Source organism: Paenibacillus sp. Z3-2 (assembly GCF_054161325.1).
Genome location: NZ_CP096397.1, coordinates 4,808,359 through 4,829,816, shown reverse-complemented (window position 1 = coordinate 4,829,816; position 21,458 = coordinate 4,808,359). Strand labels below are relative to the sequence as shown.

The following is a 21,458-nucleotide window of genomic DNA, read 5'->3' as shown; positions in this document are numbered from 1 at the left end:
TTGCTGCACAATCGCTGAATGCAAACGTTGTTCTTCTAAATGAATCTGAGGGTGTGTTCTCACCCAATCGTTTGAATGACGTGTCCTTCCTGGTTCTTAATCTCTGTTTTAACAATCTGAACAAGAAGATGATCTAACGAAATAATCTCGAATGTCCCTTCGATCGGGCGAAGGTTCTGTGCCAGCTCCTCAACAATCTGCGTGTTCACCGTCAGTGTAATTTGTCTATCTGATTCCGACACGGCAGGATACTCTCCGGCTTCGAACAGGATATTGATATCCGGTCCGATCAAGGACAGAGATTCACCTTTTGATATTCGGCTGCGAAGAATGTTACCGATTAAAACGGCCTGTTTGGCTCCAAGCTGAAGTTTGGCCGGAACCGTTTTTTGTAGTATTTTTTTGCGTGGGGACTCCCAACCCAGTTGTTGTATGAATAAAAAGGCTGTGCTGGACCCGTCTTGTTCAATTCCATGCTGGACCGCCTGCATAACCGAAGGGATATCTGCGTACGAATTTCTCATGAGATCTGTTACATATTTGGGCGTGAAACTGGAACATGCAGACAGAAAGCCACGGGTATTCCAAGTTTGAATCATCTCCAGTTCACGACCTGAAATACCCACGATCTGAATAAACTTCACTGAACCATTAGGTGTTGATATCTCGGGCAGATCAGGGTCTTCTATAAAAGCGAGTGCTGTCAGCAGTGTATCCGACTCCAGGCAGATCGGTCCATTGGCGTCCATGTAATCTCCTGCGTGAAAGACATTTCCGCTATTGAAGACATATCGTCCTACATTTTGTAATAGATTTAGTGCCCAGGCAGGTGGTTCGGTCTCTTCTTCACTACGTGTAAGACGAAACGTGAGTTCAAATCCATACCCGCTCCTGGATGCATCCTGCATCTCTTTTTCATATAATTCAGAGAAACCGTAGGTAACAAAATGCCAATGATGCATAAGTTTATCGACAGCATAGACGCTGATACCATCAAGCGGATCAGGTCCGCCGAGCATATACGGAAGGGCAGTACCGTAGTGTCGTGGCTCTTGTTCACCGTATAGATCACCGATAGCTTTATCAATCGCATCCCAACCGGATGTATTTTCTTCGTGAGTCATTTTCTGAATCCTCCCTGACTGTTCTTTCCCCGAAAAAACATTTAAAATTAAGTCTACCTGTTACAGGAGTGGATTCAAGCGGCTTAAGGATGAATTGTGTGAAATAGGACCACAGGGTTACAAATGGCGATATGGGGAGTGAAATTACATGAGTATGAAAGGTGTTTATTTCAGGGAGTTTAAGCAGGCAAGCTGGGACTCATTTTCCGAACGGTTTGAAGAACTTGAACAGAAGATGGACCCCGCGTGGGCAGAACGTGCGCGATACAAGGGATTCCGGCGGATATAAGTCGGGTGCTTTGGTGTGAAATGGGGGAGTACGCTTTGGAATGGCTGGCGAAAGATATTACGGCTTTAGGGGACCAAAGTCCCGCTACGTACCTGAAAACAGAGGAAGGAACGCAGGCATTAAGGGCAGCCATTATGCGTATGCCGCGTTAATTTTCCGATGGAGAGAGTGTGAGAACGATCATATAATCTAGTGAAGTTGATTTTGCAAAATAGATATGTTACGCTTACATTACAAGAGCAAACACAAACAGAATACGCAATAACATCTTTTGATGGATTGTAACTGTGAAGACAGGCAAAACCTAAACTGATGGTGAAATGAAAGCCCCTTTTTTTGGTGCTATTTTACCTTGAGTTTAGGTTTTTCTTGTTTTCTGCTCTGAATTACAGTTCGTTACCTGGAAAAACCAAAATAAATTTCGAAAAGAGGTTGTTGTTCATGACCACGGCAAAAAAAGGATTCCCCGAAAACTTCCTATGGGGCGGCGCTACAGCTGCCAATCAATTGGAGGGTGCATTCGATAAGGACGGCAAAGGCCTCTCCACAGCGGACATGATCGCTCATGTTCCGAAAGAGAAGCGTACAGGCGGACATGCCATGGAAATTTCCTCTTCCCGAATCGAAGAGATTCTCTCCGGCAAAATTGAAGAACGTTTCCCGAAACGTTTTGGTATTGATTTCTATCATCACTTTAGAGAAGATATTGCGTTGTTCGCCGAAATGGGCTTCAAAGTTTTCCGTTTGTCCATTCACTGGGCCCGTATTTTCCCGAACGGTTATGACCAAGAGCCGAATGAAGCTGGTTTGAAATTCTACGATGAAGTCTTCGACGAATTGTTGAAATACGGTATTGAGCCGCTCGTTACATTGTCTCACTATGAGACTCCGCTAGGCTTGACGCAAAAATATAATGGCTGGGCTGGCCGCGAAGTGATCCAGCACTACGTTCGTTATGCAGAAACGGTGTTTAACCGTTATAAAAATAAAGTGAAATACTGGCTGACGTTCAATGAAATTAACGTAATGCTGTTCAGCCCGTACACTGGTGGCGGCATTCTGATCGATAAAGTGGACAACAAGCTGCAAACCACATATCAAGCGCTGCATCATCAATTTGTAGCCAGTGCATTGGTAACGAAGCTTGCACACGAGATTATGCCTGGTTCCCAAGTGGGTTGTATGCTTGCTCGTATGGAAACTTATGCAGCAACATGTAATCCGGTAGATGTTCGTCTGGCTCAACATGAGAATCAGATCAACCTCTTCTTCACGGACATGCATGCTCGTGGTAAATACCCGAACTACATGGCTCGTTATTTTGAAGAAAACAACATCGTGATTCAAAAAGAAGCAGGCGATGATGAGATCTTGCTGAACAATACCGTTGATTTCATCTCCTTCAGTTACTACATGTCCGTAACCAAATCTGCATCCGCAGACAAGGAAGAAACAGCAGGTAACCTGACTGGTGGCGTGAAAAACCCTTATCTGGAAGCGTCCGACTGGGGCTGGGAGATCGATCCGATCGGTCTGCGCGTAACCCTGAATAACTTCTGGGATCGTTACCAGAAACCATTGTTTATCGTTGAAAATGGTTTGGGTGCATATGACCGTGTTGAAGAAGATGGTTCTATCCATGACTCCTATCGTGTGGATTACCTGAAAAAACACATTGAACAAATGAAAGAAGCCATCAAAGATGGTGTGGATCTGATTGGATTCACAGCATGGGGCCCGATTGACCTTGTGAGCATGTCTACGTCCGAAATGTCCAAACGTTATGGTTTCATCTATGTCGATCTGGATGACGAAGGTAACGGAACACTCAAACGTTCCAAGAAAGATTCGTTCGACTGGTACAAAAACGTGATTGCAAGCAATGGTGAGCAACTGTAGTTCTCCCGTTTTCAGGATTGTTACCGCATAAAAAGCGGGCAAAACCTAACACGAAAGTTGGCATTCAAGGAACTAATATTCCTGATGACCCTTTTAGTTGGAGATTGTCCGCTTTTTCCTGTCGGCAAAGGATAGAGTAAAGCATTTATACAAAGAATGAAAATATCGTTAATTAGAGAGGAATGATTGATATGACTACACCATTTCCGAAGGATTTCCTATGGGGCGGCGCTGTAGCAGCCAACCAACTTGAAGGAGCTTATAATACAGATGGCAAAGGCCTATCTGTTCAAGATGTCATGCCTCACGGGATTACAACGCCGAGAACGGAAGGTCCTACAGAGGACAACCTGAAACTGATCGGGATTGATTTTTATAATCGCTACAAAGAGGATGTTAAACTGTTTGCTGAAATGGGCTTCAAAGTGTTCCGTACATCTATCGCTTGGTCCCGTATCTTCCCTAAAGGCGATGAATTGGAGCCAAACGAGAAAGGTCTGCAATTCTATGATGACCTGTTCGATGAGTGTCACAAATACGGTATTGAACCACTGGTAACGATCTCACACTATGAGACACCGCTGCACTTGTCCAAAACATATGATGGCTGGGTTAACCGTAAAATGATCGAGTTCTACGAGCGTTATGTAACAGTGCTTTTCAACCGTTTCAAAGGTAAAGTAAAATACTGGCTGACATTCAATGAGATTAACTCCATTCTGGAGGAGCCATTCATGAGCGGCGGGATCTACACGCCAAAAGCAGAACTGTCCAAGCAGGATCTGTACCAAGCGATCCATCACGAACTGGTAGCCAGTGCCCTGGCTGTTAAACTGGGTCATGAAATTTTGCCTGAAGCCAAAATCGGCTGCATGGTACTGAGCATGCCTACGTATCCGTTGACTCCGAATCCGGATGATGTGGTTGCAGCGATGCATGCTGAACAGCGCAATGATATCTTTGCTGATATTCATGCACGTGGTTACTATCCGAAATACATTAATCGTTATTTCAAAGCGAATAATATCAATATTAAGTTTGAAGACGGCGATGCTGAAATTCTGAAGCATACCGTAGACTTTATCTCGTTCAGTTACTATGTAAGTATCTGTGAGACAGGTGATCCCGAGAAACGGGTTGAAGGAAAAGGAAACCTGTTCGCAGGTGTGCAAAACCCTTATCTCAAAGCGAGCGAGTGGGGCTGGCAGATTGATCCGCAAGGACTACGCGTAACCCTGAACAAATACTGGGACCGTTATCAAAAACCATTGTTTATTGTCGAAAATGGTCTGGGTGCAGTAGATGAACTGATTACGGACGAAAAGGGCAATAAAACAGTGAATGATGATTACCGTATCCAATATTTGAATGATCACCTGGTACAGGTGGGAGAAGCTCTTGAAGATGGCGTAGAAGTGATGGGTTACACGTCATGGGGCTGTATTGACCTGGTGAGTGCTTCAACTGCCGAAATGAAGAAACGTTATGGCTTCATTTATGTAGATCGCAACAATGATGGTTCAGGAACACTGGATCGTTACAAGAAAAAATCATTCCACTGGTACAAAGAAGTTATTGGTACGAATGGCGCAAGTCTTAAGAACAACAACGAGTAAATATTAGTTCTTAAAGCATGGTTGTACATGCACCTTCTTATGTCACATTATTGCACATTAACCGCTTTCACAAAAACATTGTCATATGGATAATTATATGGTAAGATGGGCCTAAGGCTAATGAATAACTGGATTGTTACTGTTCAATCAGGCAAAACCAGAAGCAGGGCATATCTCGTGACCTGCTTTGGTTTTGCCTTTTACTACTTTGACGGTGCAAGGTGATGTGAAGAAATGAAAATTGAGAAGGTGCTGAACAACAACGTAGTTACCGTGATTGATCCGGGAGGAAACGAACTGGTCGTTATGGGACGTGGAATTGCCTTCAAAAAGCATACTGGTGAATCGATAGACGAGAGTCTCGTCGAAAAAATATTCTCGCTCGAAAGTAAAGAAGTATCACAGAAACTCAAAACACTTCTGTCTGATATCCCGGTTGAATATGTCGAGTGCTCGGATGAGATTATCCGTTATGCCGAGACGGTATTGGGTGAGAAGCTGCATGAGAGCATCTACATTTCACTGACGGATCATATTCATTTTGCCATTGATCGACATCGTCAAGGATTGCAGATCCGTAACGCACTGTTTTGGGAGATCAAGCGCATGTACCGGAAGGAATATGCCATTGGACTCAAGGCGCTACAGATTATTGAGGAAACCTTAGGTGTCCTGCTTCCCGAAGACGAATGCGCATTCATTGCGATGCATCTGGTTAATGCCCAGATGAACGGTGAGATGAGGGAAACGATCAGCATTACGAATATCGTTAAGGACATACTTAACATTGTAAGACGTAGTTTTGTAATCGAGCTTGATGAAGATTCATTGAGTTATTATCGATTTTTAACTCATCTGAAGTTCTTTGCCCAACGTGTGTTGCAAGGAATGGCGATTGAAGATAAAGAAGAAGATAATCCTCTTCATGACTTGGTGAGCAAGCAGTATCCGGAAGCACATGCATGTGCAGTAAGGATCAGTGACTATACTCGTAAGATCTATAATCGGGTGTTGTCCAAGGAAGAAATACTGTATCTGACCATTCATATTGAACGAGTTGTCAGAAATGAACAACCAATCGAATAAAATTGGGATTGTTACTGCTAAAAAGGCAAAACCTAAACGTTGAATAATGATAAGCTTTTCTGCTTTGTCATTATTCAGTGTTTAGGTTTTTTTTTAACCTTCATTACACATAAAAGGAGCAAAACACAATGGATACACAACAATTGTCCAAGGATATTTTGAAGCTTGTTGGTGGCGAAGAGAACATTGATCAAGTCACACACTGTATGACAAGACTCAGATTCAACCTCAATGACAACAAAAAAGCGGACAAAGCGACGCTAAAAAATACACCAGGCGTTATGGGTGTTATGGAGAACGGTGGACAGTTCCAGGTCATCATCGGTAACGATGTACCTATCGTATATAACGCACTTGTTGGCAACATGTCCAAATCTCCAAACGCAGATAATGCAACATCAAGTGCTTCAACTGGGGAGAAGAAAAAGAGAAATCCGGTAAGTGCGTTGTTCGACTTCATTTCCGGAATATTTACACCGATTCTGCCAGCGATTACAGGTGCAGGTATGATCAAAGGGATCGTGGCTATCCTGGTTGCCCTGGGGTGGTTGTCCGATACCAGCTCAACTTACATCATTTTGTCCGCAATCGGTGACGGTGCATTCTACTTCCTGCCAATTATTCTGGCGATAAGTGCTGCACGTAAACTGGGTAGCAATATGTACATTGGCGCAGCACTTGCCGCAGGTATTATGCATCCAACGATTACCGCGTTACTTGCTGAAGGGGATTCGACATTTGCAGGCATTAAAGTCATTGCCGCAACGTATTCCTCCACAGTAATTCCGATCATTCTCGCCATCTGGATTGCTTCTTATGTAGAGAAAGCTGTTGATCGTGTAACACATGCTTCACTTAAACTCTTGGTTGTTCCAACAGTTACCCTGTTGATTATGGTTCCACTGACGTTGATGACAGTAGGTCCATTGGGTACAGTTCTTGGTAATGGTTTGTCCGGTGGTATTTCATGGTTGTTCGATAACATGTCCATCTTCGCAAGTATTCTGATTGGTGGTACGATGTCACTGCTTATCATTACAGGTATGCACTATGCGTTGTTGCCGATCGTTGTAGGTTCAATGACAACACTGGGTTACGATTTTATCATTCCACTGATGTTTGCAGCTAACTTGGCACAAGGTGGCGCAGCATTTGGTGTAGGTCTCAGATCGAGAAATAGCAAAACAAAATCCCTTGCCTATTCCACAGGTCTTACGGCTGTCATGGGGATTACGGAACCAGCGATGTACGGTATTAACATGAAGTTCAAAAAACCGTTTATTGCAGCCCTTATCGGGGGAGCGATTGCCGGTGGGTTCATGGGGATCTTCAATGTTAAATCATACGTTATTACAGGACTTGCAGGTCTGCCGAGTGTGGCAGCATTTATCAGTCCAGCAATTAGCACACTGCTCTATGCTCTGGCTGGTGGTTTGATTGCCATCGTAGCTGCGGCAGTACTGACGTACATTCTTGGGTTCCAGGAAGAAAATGCAACTGAGCCAGCAGCACCAGCAGCAGCTGAGCCTGCAAAATCAGCAGCAACGACTTCTGTTGTAACTGAAGAAGCAAAAGCACAAGATGAGCAAGTATTCAGCCCGATCACAGGTGAAGTTAAACCGCTGAGCGAAGTTCCAGACCCTGCATTCTCTGAAGAGATTATGGGTAAAGGATTCGCGATTCAACCATCTGAAGGCCGCGTTGTTTCTCCGATCAACGGAACTGTGTTCTCGTTATCGAAGAGTGGACATGCCATTGGTCTGGTGAGTGATACAGGCGCAGAGATGCTGATTCATATCGGGATTGATACGGTGAAGCTGAAAGGTCAATTCTTCTCTCCTAAAGTTCAAGCAGGTGCGAAGGTAACCGTAGGTGATGTACTCATGGAGTTTGACCGGGAACAGATCGAACAAGCCGGTTACACGACGATTACACCTGTTATTATTACGAACATGCACCAGTATGAGACCATTGAATCTGCTGGTCGCACTACGATCAAAGAAAAAGACTTGTTGTTCACAGCTAAAGCTTAACTATAAAAATGAAGCAGCAGCCTTACCGGATTACATTCCGGTAAAGTTGCTGCTTTTTTTGTTTATCAAGTTCTATACCACGGGAAGCATATCCTGTACCAATTGCACAAAGTGTTGTGCAGGCTTGGACAGATAGCGGTTCTGTAGCCAGACCAGCGCCGAGCCAACCGTGGAATGCTGATCCTGAATGCGATATACGTGGAAAGGGTGCTCTTGGTATAGCTGCAGTACCGTATGAGGCACGATGGAACTGGCGAAGCCGAGTCGGACCAACTCCAGCAACATATTAATGTCTGAGCATTCACCCATGATGGAGGGGGTAACCTGGTGCTCCCGAAACCTGTCCAGGATCAGCTCGAACATGCCGAGTCCCTCTGTACTTGGAAGCAGTAGAGGGATGCTTGTAAGCTGTTCGAAGTAAGTCCCCATCTCCGCTCTTAGGCTCATCTCCGTCGGGCTTTCTAGTGGTGTCGAAGAAATGTAGAAGAGCGGCTCCTGTGGCAGGTGCAGCACTTCATAGCGTTCTGTCTGGACAGGCATGCGTACACAGGCGAGTTCGACTTTGCCATCTTCCAGCAGGCGGCATAATTGTGCGGATTCATTTTGCTGAATTTTATAGGTAACCTGTGGATGTGTGGTGCGGAACTGCTGAAGTGCTTGCGGGATCAGACGATCAGATATGGTATTGATACCGATCGCAAGTTTGCCACGGATGCCATGACGGAAACTTTGCATCTCCATTACAGCTTCCTCCATATATTTGGTCAAAGTAACTGCATAATCATAGAAGCTGCGACCCGCCTGTGTTAGTTCCATCATACGTCCTTTGCGTTCAAACAAAATCACGCCGAGCTCTTCTTCCATTAACTTAAGCTGCTGGCTTAAAGGTGGCTGAGCCATGTGCAGTCTTCGGGCAGCGGCTGTGATCTGTTTTTCCTCGGCAATGGCAACGAAATAGCGACATTGTTTGATATCCAAATGATTTTCTCCTTCGCTTGCAATGTATATGTAATTCGTATGGAAAGCCAACAAAACATGTATTTTTAATATACTACGATCTTATGTTACCATACATTAGATTTGCACACCTGAATGAATAACAGTAGAAGGACCTTACATTGGAGGATGAAGCAACGTGGGTAGAACAATACATGATGCCGCTCAAGCGGGGCATACCGATGAGGTCATTCGATATATCACACAAGGTAGCCGGTTGAATGAAAAGGATGCATTGGGGAGAACACCTCTGATGGCAGCCGTACACGGTAACAAGATAGACACAGCAAGGATGTTAGTTGACGCTGGAGCGGACATTAACCTTCAGGATGCACGATTGGACAACCTGCTATTATACGCGAGTGCTGAGGGTATGTATGACATGGTTGAATTGGCTATTGCCGGGGGTGCGGATACCCGCTTAACAAATCGATTCGGCGGTACAGCTCTTATTCCTGCAGCGGATCGGGGCCATGTGGACATTGTAGAGCTTCTGCTGACACGCAGCGATGTGAATGTGAATCATATCAACAATCTGGGGTGGACAGCCTTGCTGGAAGCGGTCATTTTGGGGGATGGTGGACTGCGTCATCAGCAGATTGTTGCCCTGCTTCTGAAGTATGGTGCAGATCCAAAGATTGCGGATCGGGACGGGATTACACCGCTCGAACATGCGCGCCAGCATCAATATGCCGACATGGAACGACTACTAACTCAAGTCTGAAGAGACTTATGCGTTTATGATACAGAAGAGTGAAAGGATATTACTAACGAATGAACAGACATCAAGAGCATTTTTCACAAAAGAATATGAAGGACGTATCTGCACTGGTTTTGGCAGGCATACAGTGGTTTTTCTTCCTCTTTACCAATACCGTTGTTGTTCCGCTATCCATTGGACATAATTTTCATCTGTCCCCGGATGCCATCGCTGCCTCCATGCAGCACGCATTTATACTTACCGGAGCAGTGTGTATGCTTCAAGCCATATTCGGTCATCGGTATGCGGTCATGGATGGTCCGTCAGGATTATGGTGGGGACTAACGCTAAGCTTGACGGTATCTGCTTCATCAGCGGGTATGAGTCTAGAGCGTATTGGTGGTGGGCTGGCTGCAGGTTTCCTGTTAGCGGGACTAACGATGATGATTTTGGGCTGGCTGGGAGCAGCGCAAGTGCTGCAAAAGCTGTTTACGCCCATGGTCAAGAGTGCCATGCTGTTTCTGATGACGATTCAATTAACCATGAACTTTTTCAAAGGCATGATTGGATATACGGAGTTTGGGCGCTTCGATCTGCCTGTTGCCGCGCTATCCGTTGTCATTGCATTTCTGGTGGCATGGATTCAATTAAAGGGGAGGGGGAAACTGGGGAACTACGCGATCCTCATTGGGATTGTGGCAGGCTGGATCGCCTATAGTCTCTTGTTTCCTGGACAACATGGCGGACAGCCGAATCAGAACCCAGCAGGTCTCACTCTGTTTCCGTGGGGAGTACCCAGATGGGAGCCGGGGATCGTCATTACTGCTTTCTTCGTGGGGCTGGTGAATATGACGAATTCGATCACCACATTAAGCACAGTTGAGAAACTATACCGGACAGGGACGACGAGTCGTCAGTATCGACGCTCATACGCGCTAACAGGTCTGTTCACGATGCTATCAGCCTGTGTGGGTGTGCTACCGTTTGGTTTATTTGCATCTTCCATCGGATTCCTGGAGAGTACTCGTATCCTGCGCCGTGCTGCCTTTATTATTGGAGCAGGCTTACTATGTATGATGGGTCTTACACCTTCGATCACGGCATTCTTTGCACAAATACCACCAAGCGTAGGCAGTGCTGTTCTGTTTGTAGCGTATCTGCAGATGTTTGGCACGGCATTAAGAACGCTTGAGGGTACGACATTTAATTCTAAGACCATCTATCGTGTAGCATTGCCGGTTCTCACTGGAGTTGCTGTCATGAATATTCCTGCTGAAGCCTTTCAAACCTTGCCCATGTATCTCATTCCGATTATAAGCAATGGTCTTGTCATTGGGGTATTGGTCTCACTAGTTCTTGAAAAAACCGTGAATTGGTCCAACATGGAACAACCAGCGACAGTCAGTAAAGCGGCATAAAAAGTCTAAATAATAGGACAGTCCAACTTGTTTGGGCTGTTTTTTTGTGTTTTTTGTTATCAGGTCTATATGGCTATTTCACAATAATTTTGCCTTGTCCTGCAAGCATTCTCATCTCCCGGGAGAGACGGTCCTGGTTACCATCTTGAATCTCAAGCTGGACACCATAGTGCCATGAGGTGTTTTTTTCTTGACCCCAGCGGAGAGTGCCTTCCATATATAGGGGGTCTTCAAATAGCAACATATTCATTCCAATCCGAATATCATTATTCTCTACAGGAAGGGACAGGGGAAATGACAGCTGACAGCCGGATCGACTGATATCACATAACTCGGCCTGAATGGGTTTCGGTGGTGCAATGACCCCGTTGATGCTGAGAATATAGATCTCAAAGTTGATCGGTTCCTTCAATGTGTAGCGAAAGGGTTCTTTTCTATTGTTAATTGACATGGCTTCCTCCATCAAATTCAAAAAAGTCAGTTATGCTTATATCGACCGTTTGGAACCAGAAATGAAGAGTTGCGCAAGCAGAGTTGGCCCCCGGGTTCCTTTTACACGTGTACGAGCCTTGATATAATGGTGGGATATGGTTCTATATCGGACCTGAATCAGATCGAAGGGACGGTTGAACATGCGAGGAACATTTCAAATGGTTACAGATACGGCAACATTGTGCCTGTATGATCTGGCGGCGTTGAGGCATCGGGTCCAAGACACTTCAGACTGGTGGTCCATTCCGGAGGATGAGCTGGCTGAGGTGAACGCAGGCCATTGTCTGTTCCTGAATCTGGGTGCGGATGGAGTATATGAGGTCGAATGGAGTCTGGAGGATGCAGATTCAGATCGAGATTCAGATTGCGTAGCAGAACAGGGAAGTGTGTATCATCTGCAAGTTCCGTCGGGCAACGTCTATCTGGGAGCAGCAGAAGATGTTAGTGGCGGTGAGCTGGAGCCGGATGAGTCGTGTGAAGGTGTCCTGTTTCGATTAAAGCCGGGAAACTATGCATGTATCATATCCAGAAAAGCCAGTCGCATCTCGATTCTCATGAAACCAAGTATGCAGGGTAAGAACACGCTGGATGAATTAATCCGGATGTAATATACATATGCGAACAGACAGGAGAGATTCATATGCAGGATTGGAACGAGATAATAGTGATGAATGCAGATGCTCTGCGTAAACGGATGAGGATACTCGCTGCATTGGACATCATTTTTTCCGAGGAAGAATGGCTACGCGTACACCGTTATGATGCTGTGCTTCAGCCTGGTGTGGCATGGGGGAGTATTAATAATGGAGCAGGGGATCATCTGCATGTATTGTTTACGCATTCGGGCACGTTGATCAAAGGATTCGATCATGAGTCACCTTTGAGCCCACATGCTCGTGAGGATGGAGAAATCTATCCGGGCATGTACGACGATGTGCCAGAGAAGTTGATGGCTGTTCTGCGGCATCATGAGGAGACATTGGCCTTGGAGGATGTCACCTTTTGCCTGTGGCAGGAAGGAGACGACTTGCAATGGAAGGTTGGTAGCTGGATTCAGCTGGCGATGGCCGAGGAAGACAAAGCGGACACCAGAGGTGGAGCGGACTTTTTGCTGGGGTATATGGAGAAGAACCCGGAAGATTACGTTGATTGGGCAAAAGCATACTATGACTTACAGGAATTGTCACTGGAAGCCGTAGCTAAAGTATATGAAGAAGAGGATTGGGATGTGCTAGAGCACGAATATCTTGATCCAAAATGGTCGGTAGGCATGCTGCACATCAGTGATTTTGGCTGTGGCATCTCCATGAATCTGATCGTTAAGGGAGCCTCCTGCGGAGAAATCTGGTTTGAACTCTGATATGTAGGAGATTTGCCTGAAACAGGAGGAGGATTCTATATGGCTAAAAGATCAAAGAGAACTATGGTCGAAGTAGAGATGGAAGATATGCTGTTCATATATAATGAAGACTTTGATCTTATTCGTCCGGCATTGGATCGAATGTTCCCGTTAACTGACCCTCGATCTGGAGAAGAGAAGAAGGAACTTGATCCCTGCTGGGACAATCCCGTTATGAAGGAAGTGTGGGTGGAGGTTCCGGAAGAGTCGGGTCAACAGGTGGTTGCAGAGCCTGAATTGCGTGTGTTTTTGGATCAGTTCACCACTTGGGTAAGAACTCATCTACAATTGGCCGAAGGGATCGAAGTAACGGGTAATCTGTAGGTTAGTTGATATGAAGTATCTAAATTACACGTCAATCAGATTATCTTCGGCTGAAGTCCTATGTAATCAAGCTCCCTCATGATGATGGCGGAGCTTTTTTTGATGAGCAAATAATAAAAACCGTTTGCTTCTTTCACCCGTCTTATACCACAGAAAGAGAGAGAAGGAGGGATGCGGGGTGGAAACAAAAGCAGAGATGAACCAGAGGATATATGTACAGACCGAAGACGAGACGGCATTTGTACAATCCATTATGGAGCATCAAGATACGCTCATTTCCATTGCCTACAGTTATCTGCGTAACCAGCAAGATGCGCTGGAAGCGGTACAGGAGATGACGTGCCGGGCTTGGATCAAGCGTCGTACGCTGAACAATGAGAAGGCGTTCAAATCGTGGATCATTCGGATTCTGATCTATGTCTGCATCGATGAGCAGAGACGCCGCAAGCGGGCGACACCTCTGGCGAAGGCAGATCTGGAGGACAGCATTCCGGCGTCTTGGATGATCAGTGTCGATGATAATCGAATAGCTATGGAATCTCTTTTGCAAAAAATAAAACCGAAATATCGCCATGTATTATTGCTGAAATATTATAACGACATGACACTGACGGATATTGCCTCCATCCTCGGCAAACCGGAAGGTACGATCAAGACCTGGCAGCACAAGGGACTTCAGCAGTTGCGCAAGTTGATGAAGAACAGGAGGGATTGGCATGACCACTAACCCGGAGGAAAAAGCACTTCTTGCAGACGCCTATCAGGTGAAAAGAGAGAAACAGCAATGGAATCCGGCGGACACGACGGCTGCAATTCAACGTGGTCTCGCGAAGGCGAGAATAAGACGATCAGGTAGGACCGCTCGTATCAAATGGATCACGGCAGTGCTGGTCACGGCCCTGGCTGCGAGTTGGTTTCTTATGGGCCCGCTTGGAAACTATGGGCAACAACCGGCAACATATACTGAGCCTGCAGTCCATTGGGGAGTACTTGAGCCCTTTCGTGACATATCAACCGATATGGAAAAGACTACGATTACATCAGCACTCAATAATGGTTATGTGCAACTTGTGGATCGGACGGTTACATCAGGCATATATCACTTTACCGTGAATGCGGTTATGGCTGATGAGAACAGGATAACCATATTGTATACCGCCAGAACGGATGCTCCGCAAGAGATTTATTCGATCGTCAATACCAAGATGACGGATGCAAGTACAGGTTACGTCCTTGATAACGGAAACATAGGAGGCGTGCACTTCTCGAATGATAAACATACCATTCATGGTCGAAGTACACTTGAGCGAAATCGCAACAAACCGTTACCGGAGCAAGTGAATCTTCAATTCCAGCTTTCTTCTATTGTTCCAGATGTGGTGGAATATTCAGAAAACGGGGAAAAGGAACGTAAATATCAATTTTCCAAAAAAATGAATATTGCTTTCGCCCTGGATCCCAAGTTTTCCATCCCCAAAACGGAAATCATCAACGTTAATCGTACTTTTACCGTTGGAGGTCATGAAGTTATGTTATCAGAAGTGGAAATATCACCGCTTGTGACTCGGGTTAGATTTGTCTATGAACCAGAGCAAAAGATCGATTACAAAACGAGGTTGTTGATCAGTGAGGTAGTCCAGCCTATCGAGATTATAACTACCACTAAAGACGGGAAGCAGACCAAGTTAGCCATGGTAAACGGGAGCGGAACGGGAGATGGAATGATGTATTCTTTCAACAGCAATCAGCTAGATCATCCTCAATCGATGATATTAAAACTTCGTGGCAATCCAGGTAAGGCCTATGATGATTTGCAGGAAGCCAAGAATGATGAACTGGAAATCAAAATCAAATAAGATGAACTAAATAAGGGGAAATACTCTTATTCAGATTAGGTGGACGTTAGTGAATAAGAGAAGGGATGTCCTCAAGGTCGCAAGCCTTGTGAGACATCCCTTCTTAAATATGAAAAACTGCTACTCTTATACAGTTAGAATATCCACTCCCAGAGCTGGAAGAGTCAGCTTCTGATCCAATCTCTCGCTGGTCAACAAGCTGCGATAAGGAACGTCCAGCGTAATCTCTCGTTGCTCATTCGTCAAATTGATCAGGAACAGAAAAGTTTGCTCCCCCTTCGTTCGAATCGACAGCTCGACACCTTCTGGTAGCTGGATTTTGGGCGCCAATTCCTTTTCCTTCAATATGCCTTCAAACAGCTGATAGAAATACGATGGTTCCGGCCAAGTGCCGATATAATATACTTCACCTTCACCAAACTTATTGACAGTAACCGCTGGTACACCCTCGTAAAAGTCGTTGTCATACCAGGCGATCGGCTCTGCACCTCGCAGTTCCAGTAGATCACACCATTGCTTCGCAGCGAATGTCTTGCCCTCCGCGTTCCGTATCCGATGCTCACTGTTGCCGATTGCATCATATTCACTTACGACAACACCCGCCGCTTCCGCCAGCAGCCCCGGCAGAGGCAACATCTCACATACATTCCTCATGTTCTTCACACCAGTCCGATTGGTGAGGACAACGGTCCCCCCTTTGGCTGCGAATCGCTCCAGTCGCTGGGCTATTTCTTCACTTAACAGGAAGAGGGAAGGGACAATGACCAGCTTGTACCCGTCAAGTTCCTCGGTCCAGTTGATAACGTCCGTACCGATACCCATTTTCAGAAATGCATTATGCATAGAGGACAAGTTGTCTATATAGTGCATTCCCCCTTCCGCCTGCGGCTGAAGGGAGAGCGCCGTATGCTGAGCATGCGAATGCAGAATCGCAACCTGGGTAACAATGGTCGAGTCGGCTAGCAGTTCTCCTAACTGGTTCACCTCGCGAGTAAGCTCGGCGAACTCCCTGAACCTGCGTCCAGGAACATTGCTGTGGTCAATCAGCCCATGCCAGAATTGTTCAGCTCCGACGGTTGCACTCCGCCAGCGGAAATGGACGACCATATCTGCACCGCGGGCGATTGTCTGCCAGGAGCGAGCTCGGATCAGTCCAGGATACGGGGTGCGCTGAATCGGCATCCATGCGCCCTGCGCTCCGCTGAGCTGTTCCATTACCCAGAAATTCCGGCGTTTGATGCCGCGAACCAAGTCCAGCGTAAGCGCTCCGTTCCTCGGAAACCGATCGCCATAATCGCGATACAGCTCATTCGGATAATAATCGACAGAGACGAAGTCCAATTCGTTGTGCAGATCATAATAGTCCAGGCTATTCGGATATTGCCACATGTTATGCGTCACGAATTGATCTGGACAGTTACGGCGTAAAATCTCAAGCTGCCATCCCAGCAGATAGCCTACGCTGTCGGAACAAAACCGCTTGTACTCCAGAAGATAGGAAGGATTCATCGGTTTGCTGGGTCCGAGCGGCGTTGTTACCTCAGCCCAGCTGCTGTACTCACCACTCCAGACGACCGTACCCCACTCCCGGTTCAACTCCTCCAGATTGGAATAACGCTTCTGCAGCCAAGCGACAAATGCACGATTACATGTATCACAATGGCACTCCTGATAATGCATCTCGTTATCGATTTGCCAGCCAATGACGGCGGGATGCTTACCATAGCGCTGTGACATCGCTTCCACAAATTTGGAGCCCAGCATTCTCAAGGAAGAGCTGTTGTTGCAACGATGTCCACGCACACCTGGCCGGATGATGTGGCGTTGCTCATCCATGGGCAGTACATCCGGATAACGGGTTGTCATCCAGTTCGGCGGGGTATTGGTGGGGGTGCATAACACAATTTCCATACCGTGCGAAGCGAATACTTCTATAGCCGCATCCAACCATTCAAACTGATAATTACCCTCGGTCGGTTCCATTCTGCTCCAGGCGAACTCCGCCATTCGCACAACAGCAACCCCTGTCTCTTGCATAAGAACGGCATCTTTCTCCCATAACTCCGGAGTCCATTGCTCTGGATAATAATCAATTCCTATCTTAATTGTCATCCTGTGATCTCCTTTATTTATCAATATATTGCGATTATATGCTATATTAATTGGAGTGAATATCTTAAATAATTAATATGATATAACAATATTAAGATAACAGGAGAGTTGGTCGCATGCCTCTTCCCAATCGCAATTTCCCGGTATTATCTGCCCGAGACAAGCTGCTCCCTTTTTATTTGCTTGGCATCGGGCTGCATCATGAACAGGAGCACATCCGCCGAGACCAAGGCATTCAGGATTATCAGTGGATACAATGCCGCAGCGGTGTGGGTAAGCTCAAGCTAAGTGAAACGGAACATATCGTCAAGCCAGGCATGGGTATGCTCTTGTTCCCTGGACAGAAGCACGAATACTATGCGCTATCCGAGAGCTGGGAAGTCGACTGGATCATTTTCGATGGCAGCGGGTCAGCGAGCCTGTTTGAAACCGTTGGCATTGTCGACACATGCGTATACACGCTTGCATCGCCTGAATACCTTCTATCCCGAATGCGGGAGTTGCTGCAAGCTGCCTTAACACCACAAGAGCAGACGTTAAGCAATTACGCCTGCTCCGCCATCCTCTATACCTTATTGACAGAGATTATTCAACGCGTTTCTGTTGAGGGCAGCGATACGGTCGGGCAGCAGTATGAGCGATTAAAACCGGTTCTGGACTATATTGAACAGCATTATGCTGAAGAGATTGCTTTGCCAACGCTGGCTGGATTGATCTGTGTCACACCGGAATATTTCTGTCATTTGTTCAAGAAGACGACAGGTATTCGTCCCATTAGCTATGTTAATCAGGTAAGAGTCAACAAGAGCAAGGAACTGCTTCTCGACAATGTGCAGCGCGGGATGGAGGATATTGCTCGCCAAGTTGGCTTCGAATCTACCAGCTATTATGGAGCAATCTTCAAGAAGCTTGAACGACTTACACCCGGTGCCTTCCGCCGCAGCTATCAGAAGTCGTGATATATTATTATCCGCAAGCAATGGTTTTTCGTCAGAGGCTTTAGAAACTGATCCGAGGGCGGATCAGTTCCAAGTTGTATCTCACAGTACTCGTTTATAGAGCCGCTAATTAGCGGCTCTATTTTGTGTGAAAGAAAAGTCTATTTTGTTTTTCACTATATCTGATCTGCTGTTGCAAAAAAGATAATATTGTTGTCTTTTTGCAATCATTGTATTGTCACAACCAGAGTTACACGATATAATCGAGTTGTCTTCGAGGATAATATTATAAAGGATGGTGGAATTTTGAAGAAGTTTTCGATGCTTTTACTCGCCGTAACTCTATTGTTGCTAACTGTCTCTACGGCCCCGTCTACCTATGGTGCGGCCAGTTATCCGAACACAGGTACGAACGGGTTAACCGGTTTTGCAGGCAGTGCCAAGAATGAAAGTGGTGTATCCAAGGCAGCCACGACAGGCGGCAAGAACGGTCAGGTTGTTTACGTTAGTAATCTCAATGACCTGAGAACACACATGGCAGGCTCTACAGCCAAAATTGTCGTCGTTGAACAGAACATTTCTTCCTCCACCCTGCAAAAAGTTGAATTTGGAGCGAATAAGACACTTGTTGGTTCCTTTGACAAACATACATTAACGAATATTCATTTCAGATCTACAAGCAGTTCAAGCAATGTAATTTTTCAGAATCTGACATTTCAACATTCAGCAAATATCAATGGGAATGATGATATCCAAGTGTATATCACTTCTGGCTCTAATTATTGGATCGATCATGTGACGTTCTCTGGCCATAGCTACAGCTCCGGCGGAAGTGATCTGGACAAGCTTCTGTACATTGGTGATCGCGCAGACTATATTACGATTAGCAATTCCAAATTTGCGAACCATAAGTATGGCGTTATTCTCGGACATCCGAATGATGGTAACAGCAGTTACAATGGCGTCCCTCATGTGACGATGTCCAACAATTACTTCGAGAATCTATATGTGCGTGGACCTGGACTTTTAAGATATGGTTACTTCCATCTCAAAAACAACTATGCAAACAACTTTAATCAGGCCATCACAATTGGTGAAAAAGCGCGGATTTATTCCGAAAACAACTACTTTGGTGCTGGCGCTGAAAAGGGCGGCATCTTGGATGACAAAGGAAAAGGGGAGTTCACCGATACGGGCAGTACGCCAGCCCTTAATAGCCCGACTTCTCCTAAAACGAACTGGAGACCAAGTTCCAATTACAATTATCAGGTAGAGAGTGCCAGCTACGCGCGTGAATTCGTCACCAAGTATGCAGGCTCGTCCAATACGACACTTGTATTCGGAAAGTAAGAGTTTGTCCCGTATATGCGCATTATGCCAAAAAGCCTGTCCTATACGCCAAGACGTATAAGACAGGCTTTTTGTTTGTAAAAATGATATGTCTGCATATCATTTTGCAATTCATATTAATTTTTAATTGTGAATACCGATATACATAAAGTAGCGCTGGTTTCATACTTATGAAGTCAATATGTACTATGTTAAGGTGCCGCGTATTTGCGATTTGCGCATAAGCAGGGCCAGAGACTAATAGATGTAGTACAGAAAGGCCCTACAACTTACATTTAACCTACTTAAAAGGACGGGGTATGCATGGATCGTATGGACGAAATTATTTGGAAAAGGAACAAATTAATCGGTATCATTTTGTGGATTATTGTTGCCATTGGTATGGGTCTGGCCTTTATGATGCCGAAGTTACTTGTGTCCAATGGAGTAGCTCTGATCTTTGTAGTTTGGATTACATACGCTAATGCGAAAAAGAAGCATATTCATCTCATTCCATGGCTGATTACCGTATTAATGACAATATGTGGAGTCTATGTCGGGTGGGGAACGGTCAATTTTGCGTTAAGTTTGGTCATAACCGCAGTTCTCCTGTTATTTCCTAACAAGAAATTTTTTATGGTTGGATTCTCGGTATTACTAGTCAACAGTGTTCTTCAGTTATTTGTTATGAATACCGTTGACGCTGTTGAGCTAATAGGTAATATCGTCAATGTGGGACTATTTGCGCTCACGGGAGTTATTCTGATGCTGGTCTCACAGCTGAATCAAAGGCTCTTCCGTGAAAGTGAAGTACGCCAGAATGAGGTGGAGCACTCTAAACAAAGAGTGGAAACCATGCTGGAACGTGTGAAGGAATCCGTCGAAGGTTTATCACGTTATACGGATCAATTGAAGCAAAAAGTGAATGCGACTGGCTCCATCACCAATGAGGTGACGCTTGGGTTCAGTGAGGTTGCAAAAGGTGTTGAGTTCCAGGCGACCAGTGTAGCCGAGATTTCGGAATCCTTGTTTGTGTCAGATCAGCATATCAAGGACGTTGCGTCGTATTCCCAGCAGATGAAAGAGTTGTCCGCAAGTATGGCAACGAGCACGCAAACAGGAAGCACACAGATGGACCAGCTGAACATCCAAATGCAAGAGCTATATGAGACAATCGATACCACTGCAAATGACATGCGAAAGTTTAACGAGGAAAGTGAATCCATGACGCTTATGCTGAACAGCATAGCGGATATTGCGAGTCAAACCAACTTGCTCGCACTCAATGCAGCCATTGAAGCAGCTCGTGCGGGTGAGCATGGACGCGGGTTTGCCGTTGTATCAGAGGAAGTTCGCAAGTTGGCCGAGAACTCGGGTCAGTCCGCAAGTGATATTGCAACCATTCTGTCTCGATTGAAAGGACAGACGCAGGCGCTGACGGATCGATTCGAACGCATTCGTCAATCGTTACAACAAGGAAGAGACAGTGTGCATACGGCAGAGGAAGTGTTTCGTACGATCAACAGTAACTCTCATCATGTATTGAATCAAGCGACAGATATTGAGACTAGTTCGGCGACGATGAAGGAATCTTCCACCAGAGTTGTGAATGAGGTTTCCGAGATTTCGAGTGTGACTGAGCAATCCAGTGCAGCGACAGAAGAGATTCTGGCGAGCATGGAAGAACAACGTAACCTGACACAGAAGATGGTAGAGAGCTTTGGAGAACTGGAGCAACTGATTGTAGACCTGAATGAATTGGTCTCGGATCATCAGGCTTCTTCCGCTGAGAACAAACTTTAATAATAAATAGTTGAGAGCCTGTCGGTGCGTATTAAGCGTGCTGG

20 protein-coding genes are annotated in these 21,458 nt (G+C 45.7%); 16 read left to right on the top strand and 4 right to left on the bottom strand.

Annotated features, from left to right (window positions below):
* Window positions 1-59: 59 nt before the first annotated feature.
* Window positions 60-1,124 carry a suppressor of fused domain protein gene (locus M1D71_RS21585; protein ID WP_458123603.1) on the bottom strand — a complete coding sequence of 355 codons (1,065 nt, stop codon included), beginning with the start codon at window positions 1,122-1,124 and terminating at the stop codon, window positions 60-62.
* 148 nt (window positions 1,125-1,272) lie between these two features.
* Here M1D71_RS21585 and M1D71_RS21580 point away from each other — a divergent pair, with 148 nt between their 5' ends.
* From M1D71_RS21580 to M1D71_RS21555, 6 genes are all read left to right on the top strand, one after another.
* Complete coding sequence (locus tag M1D71_RS21580) at window positions 1,273-1,413, top strand: hypothetical protein (RefSeq protein ID WP_458123602.1); 141 nt, start codon at window positions 1,273-1,275, stop codon at window positions 1,411-1,413.
* Window positions 1,414-1,448: 35 nt separating this feature from the next.
* Window positions 1,449-1,565 carry an antitoxin Xre/MbcA/ParS toxin-binding domain-containing protein gene (locus M1D71_RS21575; protein ID WP_458123601.1) on the top strand — a complete coding sequence of 39 codons (117 nt, stop codon included), beginning with the start codon at window positions 1,449-1,451 and terminating at the stop codon, window positions 1,563-1,565.
* Window positions 1,566-1,854: 289 nt separating this feature from the next.
* Entirely contained in the window at window positions 1,855-3,312 is a 1,458-nt protein-coding gene (locus M1D71_RS21570) for a glycoside hydrolase family 1 protein (RefSeq protein ID WP_458123600.1), read from the top strand.
* A 191-nt stretch (window positions 3,313-3,503) separates the two neighbouring features.
* A complete protein-coding gene (locus M1D71_RS21565; protein WP_458123599.1) occupies window positions 3,504-4,928 on the top strand; it encodes a glycoside hydrolase family 1 protein in 1,425 nt (474 codons plus the stop codon).
* Between the two features lie 234 nt (window positions 4,929-5,162).
* A complete protein-coding gene (gene licT, locus M1D71_RS21560) occupies window positions 5,163-6,014 on the top strand; it encodes a BglG family transcription antiterminator LicT (RefSeq protein ID WP_458123598.1) in 852 nt (283 codons plus the stop codon).
* Window positions 6,015-6,142: 128 nt separating this feature from the next.
* Complete coding sequence (locus tag M1D71_RS21555; protein WP_458123597.1) at window positions 6,143-8,047, top strand: beta-glucoside-specific PTS transporter subunit IIABC; 1,905 nt, start codon at window positions 6,143-6,145, stop codon at window positions 8,045-8,047.
* A gap of 72 nt (window positions 8,048-8,119) precedes the next feature.
* Here M1D71_RS21555 and M1D71_RS21550 read toward each other — a convergent pair whose 3' ends face one another.
* Complete coding sequence (locus tag M1D71_RS21550) at window positions 8,120-9,025, bottom strand: LysR family transcriptional regulator (protein WP_458123596.1); 906 nt, start codon at window positions 9,023-9,025, stop codon at window positions 8,120-8,122.
* 157 nt (window positions 9,026-9,182) lie between these two features.
* On the opposite strand from M1D71_RS21550, the gene M1D71_RS21545 reads away from it, so the two are divergent.
* A complete protein-coding gene (locus M1D71_RS21545; protein WP_458123595.1) occupies window positions 9,183-9,767 on the top strand; it encodes an ankyrin repeat domain-containing protein in 585 nt (194 codons plus the stop codon).
* A 50-nt stretch (window positions 9,768-9,817) separates the two neighbouring features.
* The gene (locus tag M1D71_RS21540) at window positions 9,818-11,161 is read left to right on the top strand and encodes a uracil/xanthine transporter (RefSeq protein ID WP_458123594.1); all 1,344 of its coding nucleotides are present in this window, start codon (window positions 9,818-9,820) and stop codon (window positions 11,159-11,161) included.
* A 73-nt stretch (window positions 11,162-11,234) separates the two neighbouring features.
* Here the strand turns inward: M1D71_RS21540 and M1D71_RS21535 are convergent, their stop codons facing one another.
* Entirely contained in the window at window positions 11,235-11,612 is a 378-nt protein-coding gene (locus M1D71_RS21535) for a PilZ domain-containing protein (RefSeq protein ID WP_458123593.1), read from the bottom strand.
* A 181-nt stretch (window positions 11,613-11,793) separates the two neighbouring features.
* Here M1D71_RS21535 and M1D71_RS21530 point away from each other — a divergent pair, with 181 nt between their 5' ends.
* From M1D71_RS21530 to M1D71_RS21510, 5 genes are all read left to right on the top strand, one after another.
* Window positions 11,794-12,261, top strand: a complete 468-nt coding sequence (locus tag M1D71_RS21530) for a DUF6386 family protein (RefSeq protein WP_458123592.1) — start codon at window positions 11,794-11,796, stop codon at window positions 12,259-12,261.
* 32 nt (window positions 12,262-12,293) lie between these two features.
* Complete coding sequence (locus M1D71_RS21525; RefSeq protein ID WP_458123591.1) at window positions 12,294-13,013, top strand: hypothetical protein; 720 nt, start codon at window positions 12,294-12,296, stop codon at window positions 13,011-13,013.
* Between the two features lie 39 nt (window positions 13,014-13,052).
* Window positions 13,053-13,376 carry a hypothetical protein gene (locus M1D71_RS21520; protein WP_458123590.1) on the top strand — a complete coding sequence of 108 codons (324 nt, stop codon included), beginning with the start codon at window positions 13,053-13,055 and terminating at the stop codon, window positions 13,374-13,376.
* Window positions 13,377-13,554: 178 nt separating this feature from the next.
* Window positions 13,555-14,103, top strand: a complete 549-nt coding sequence (locus M1D71_RS21515) for a sigma-70 family RNA polymerase sigma factor (protein WP_458123589.1) — start codon at window positions 13,555-13,557, stop codon at window positions 14,101-14,103.
* Complete coding sequence (locus M1D71_RS21510; RefSeq protein WP_458123588.1) at window positions 14,093-15,232, top strand: DUF4179 domain-containing protein; 1,140 nt, start codon at window positions 14,093-14,095, stop codon at window positions 15,230-15,232. Before M1D71_RS21515 ends, M1D71_RS21510 begins: the two co-directional genes overlap by 11 nt.
* 126 nt (window positions 15,233-15,358) lie before the next feature.
* On the opposite strand, the gene M1D71_RS21505 is transcribed toward M1D71_RS21510, so the two are convergent.
* On the bottom strand, window positions 15,359-17,344 hold the full coding sequence (locus M1D71_RS21505; RefSeq protein ID WP_458123587.1) for a beta-galactosidase: 1,986 nt from the start codon (window positions 17,342-17,344) through the stop codon (window positions 15,359-15,361).
* Window positions 17,345-17,460: 116 nt separating this feature from the next.
* Here M1D71_RS21505 and M1D71_RS21500 point away from each other — a divergent pair, with 116 nt between their 5' ends.
* The 3 genes from M1D71_RS21500 to M1D71_RS21490 all read left to right on the top strand — a co-directional run bounded on the left by M1D71_RS21500 (window position 17,461) and on the right by M1D71_RS21490 (window position 21,414).
* Entirely contained in the window at window positions 17,461-18,303 is an 843-nt protein-coding gene (locus tag M1D71_RS21500; protein WP_458123586.1) for a helix-turn-helix domain-containing protein, read from the top strand.
* Window positions 18,304-18,588: 285 nt separating this feature from the next.
* Window positions 18,589-19,632, top strand: a complete 1,044-nt coding sequence (locus M1D71_RS21495; RefSeq protein ID WP_458123585.1) for a pectate lyase family protein — start codon at window positions 18,589-18,591, stop codon at window positions 19,630-19,632.
* Between the two features lie 303 nt (window positions 19,633-19,935).
* Entirely contained in the window at window positions 19,936-21,414 is a 1,479-nt protein-coding gene (locus tag M1D71_RS21490; protein WP_458123584.1) for a methyl-accepting chemotaxis protein, read from the top strand.
* Window positions 21,415-21,458: the final 44 nt, after the last annotated feature.

Bases quoted from the DNA above. Each gene is read 5' to 3' on its own strand.
- M1D71_RS21585 (WP_458123603.1), bottom strand. From the start codon at position 1,124: ATGACTCACGAAGAAAATACATCCGGTTGGGATGCGATTGATAAAGCT.
- M1D71_RS21580 (WP_458123602.1), top strand. From the start codon at position 1,273: ATGAGTATGAAAGGTGTTTATTTCAGGGAGTTTAAGCAGGCAAGCTGG.
- M1D71_RS21570 (WP_458123600.1), top strand. From the start codon at position 1,855: ATGACCACGGCAAAAAAAGGATTCCCCGAAAACTTCCTATGGGGCGGC.
- M1D71_RS21565 (WP_458123599.1), top strand. From the start codon at position 3,504: ATGACTACACCATTTCCGAAGGATTTCCTATGGGGCGGCGCTGTAGCA.
- licT (WP_458123598.1), top strand. From the start codon at position 5,163: ATGAAAATTGAGAAGGTGCTGAACAACAACGTAGTTACCGTGATTGAT.
- M1D71_RS21555 (WP_458123597.1), top strand. From the start codon at position 6,143: ATGGATACACAACAATTGTCCAAGGATATTTTGAAGCTTGTTGGTGGC.
- M1D71_RS21540 (WP_458123594.1), top strand. From the start codon at position 9,818: ATGAACAGACATCAAGAGCATTTTTCACAAAAGAATATGAAGGACGTA.
- M1D71_RS21535 (WP_458123593.1), bottom strand. From the start codon at position 11,612: ATGTCAATTAACAATAGAAAAGAACCCTTTCGCTACACATTGAAGGAA.
- M1D71_RS21530 (WP_458123592.1), top strand. From the start codon at position 11,794: ATGCGAGGAACATTTCAAATGGTTACAGATACGGCAACATTGTGCCTG.
- M1D71_RS21525 (WP_458123591.1), top strand. From the start codon at position 12,294: ATGCAGGATTGGAACGAGATAATAGTGATGAATGCAGATGCTCTGCGT.
- M1D71_RS21520 (WP_458123590.1), top strand. From the start codon at position 13,053: ATGGCTAAAAGATCAAAGAGAACTATGGTCGAAGTAGAGATGGAAGAT.
- M1D71_RS21510 (WP_458123588.1), top strand. From the start codon at position 14,093: ATGACCACTAACCCGGAGGAAAAAGCACTTCTTGCAGACGCCTATCAG.
- M1D71_RS21505 (WP_458123587.1), bottom strand. From the start codon at position 17,344: ATGACAATTAAGATAGGAATTGATTATTATCCAGAGCAATGGACTCCG.
- M1D71_RS21500 (WP_458123586.1), top strand. From the start codon at position 17,461: ATGCCTCTTCCCAATCGCAATTTCCCGGTATTATCTGCCCGAGACAAG.
- M1D71_RS21490 (WP_458123584.1), top strand. From the start codon at position 19,936: ATGGATCGTATGGACGAAATTATTTGGAAAAGGAACAAATTAATCGGT.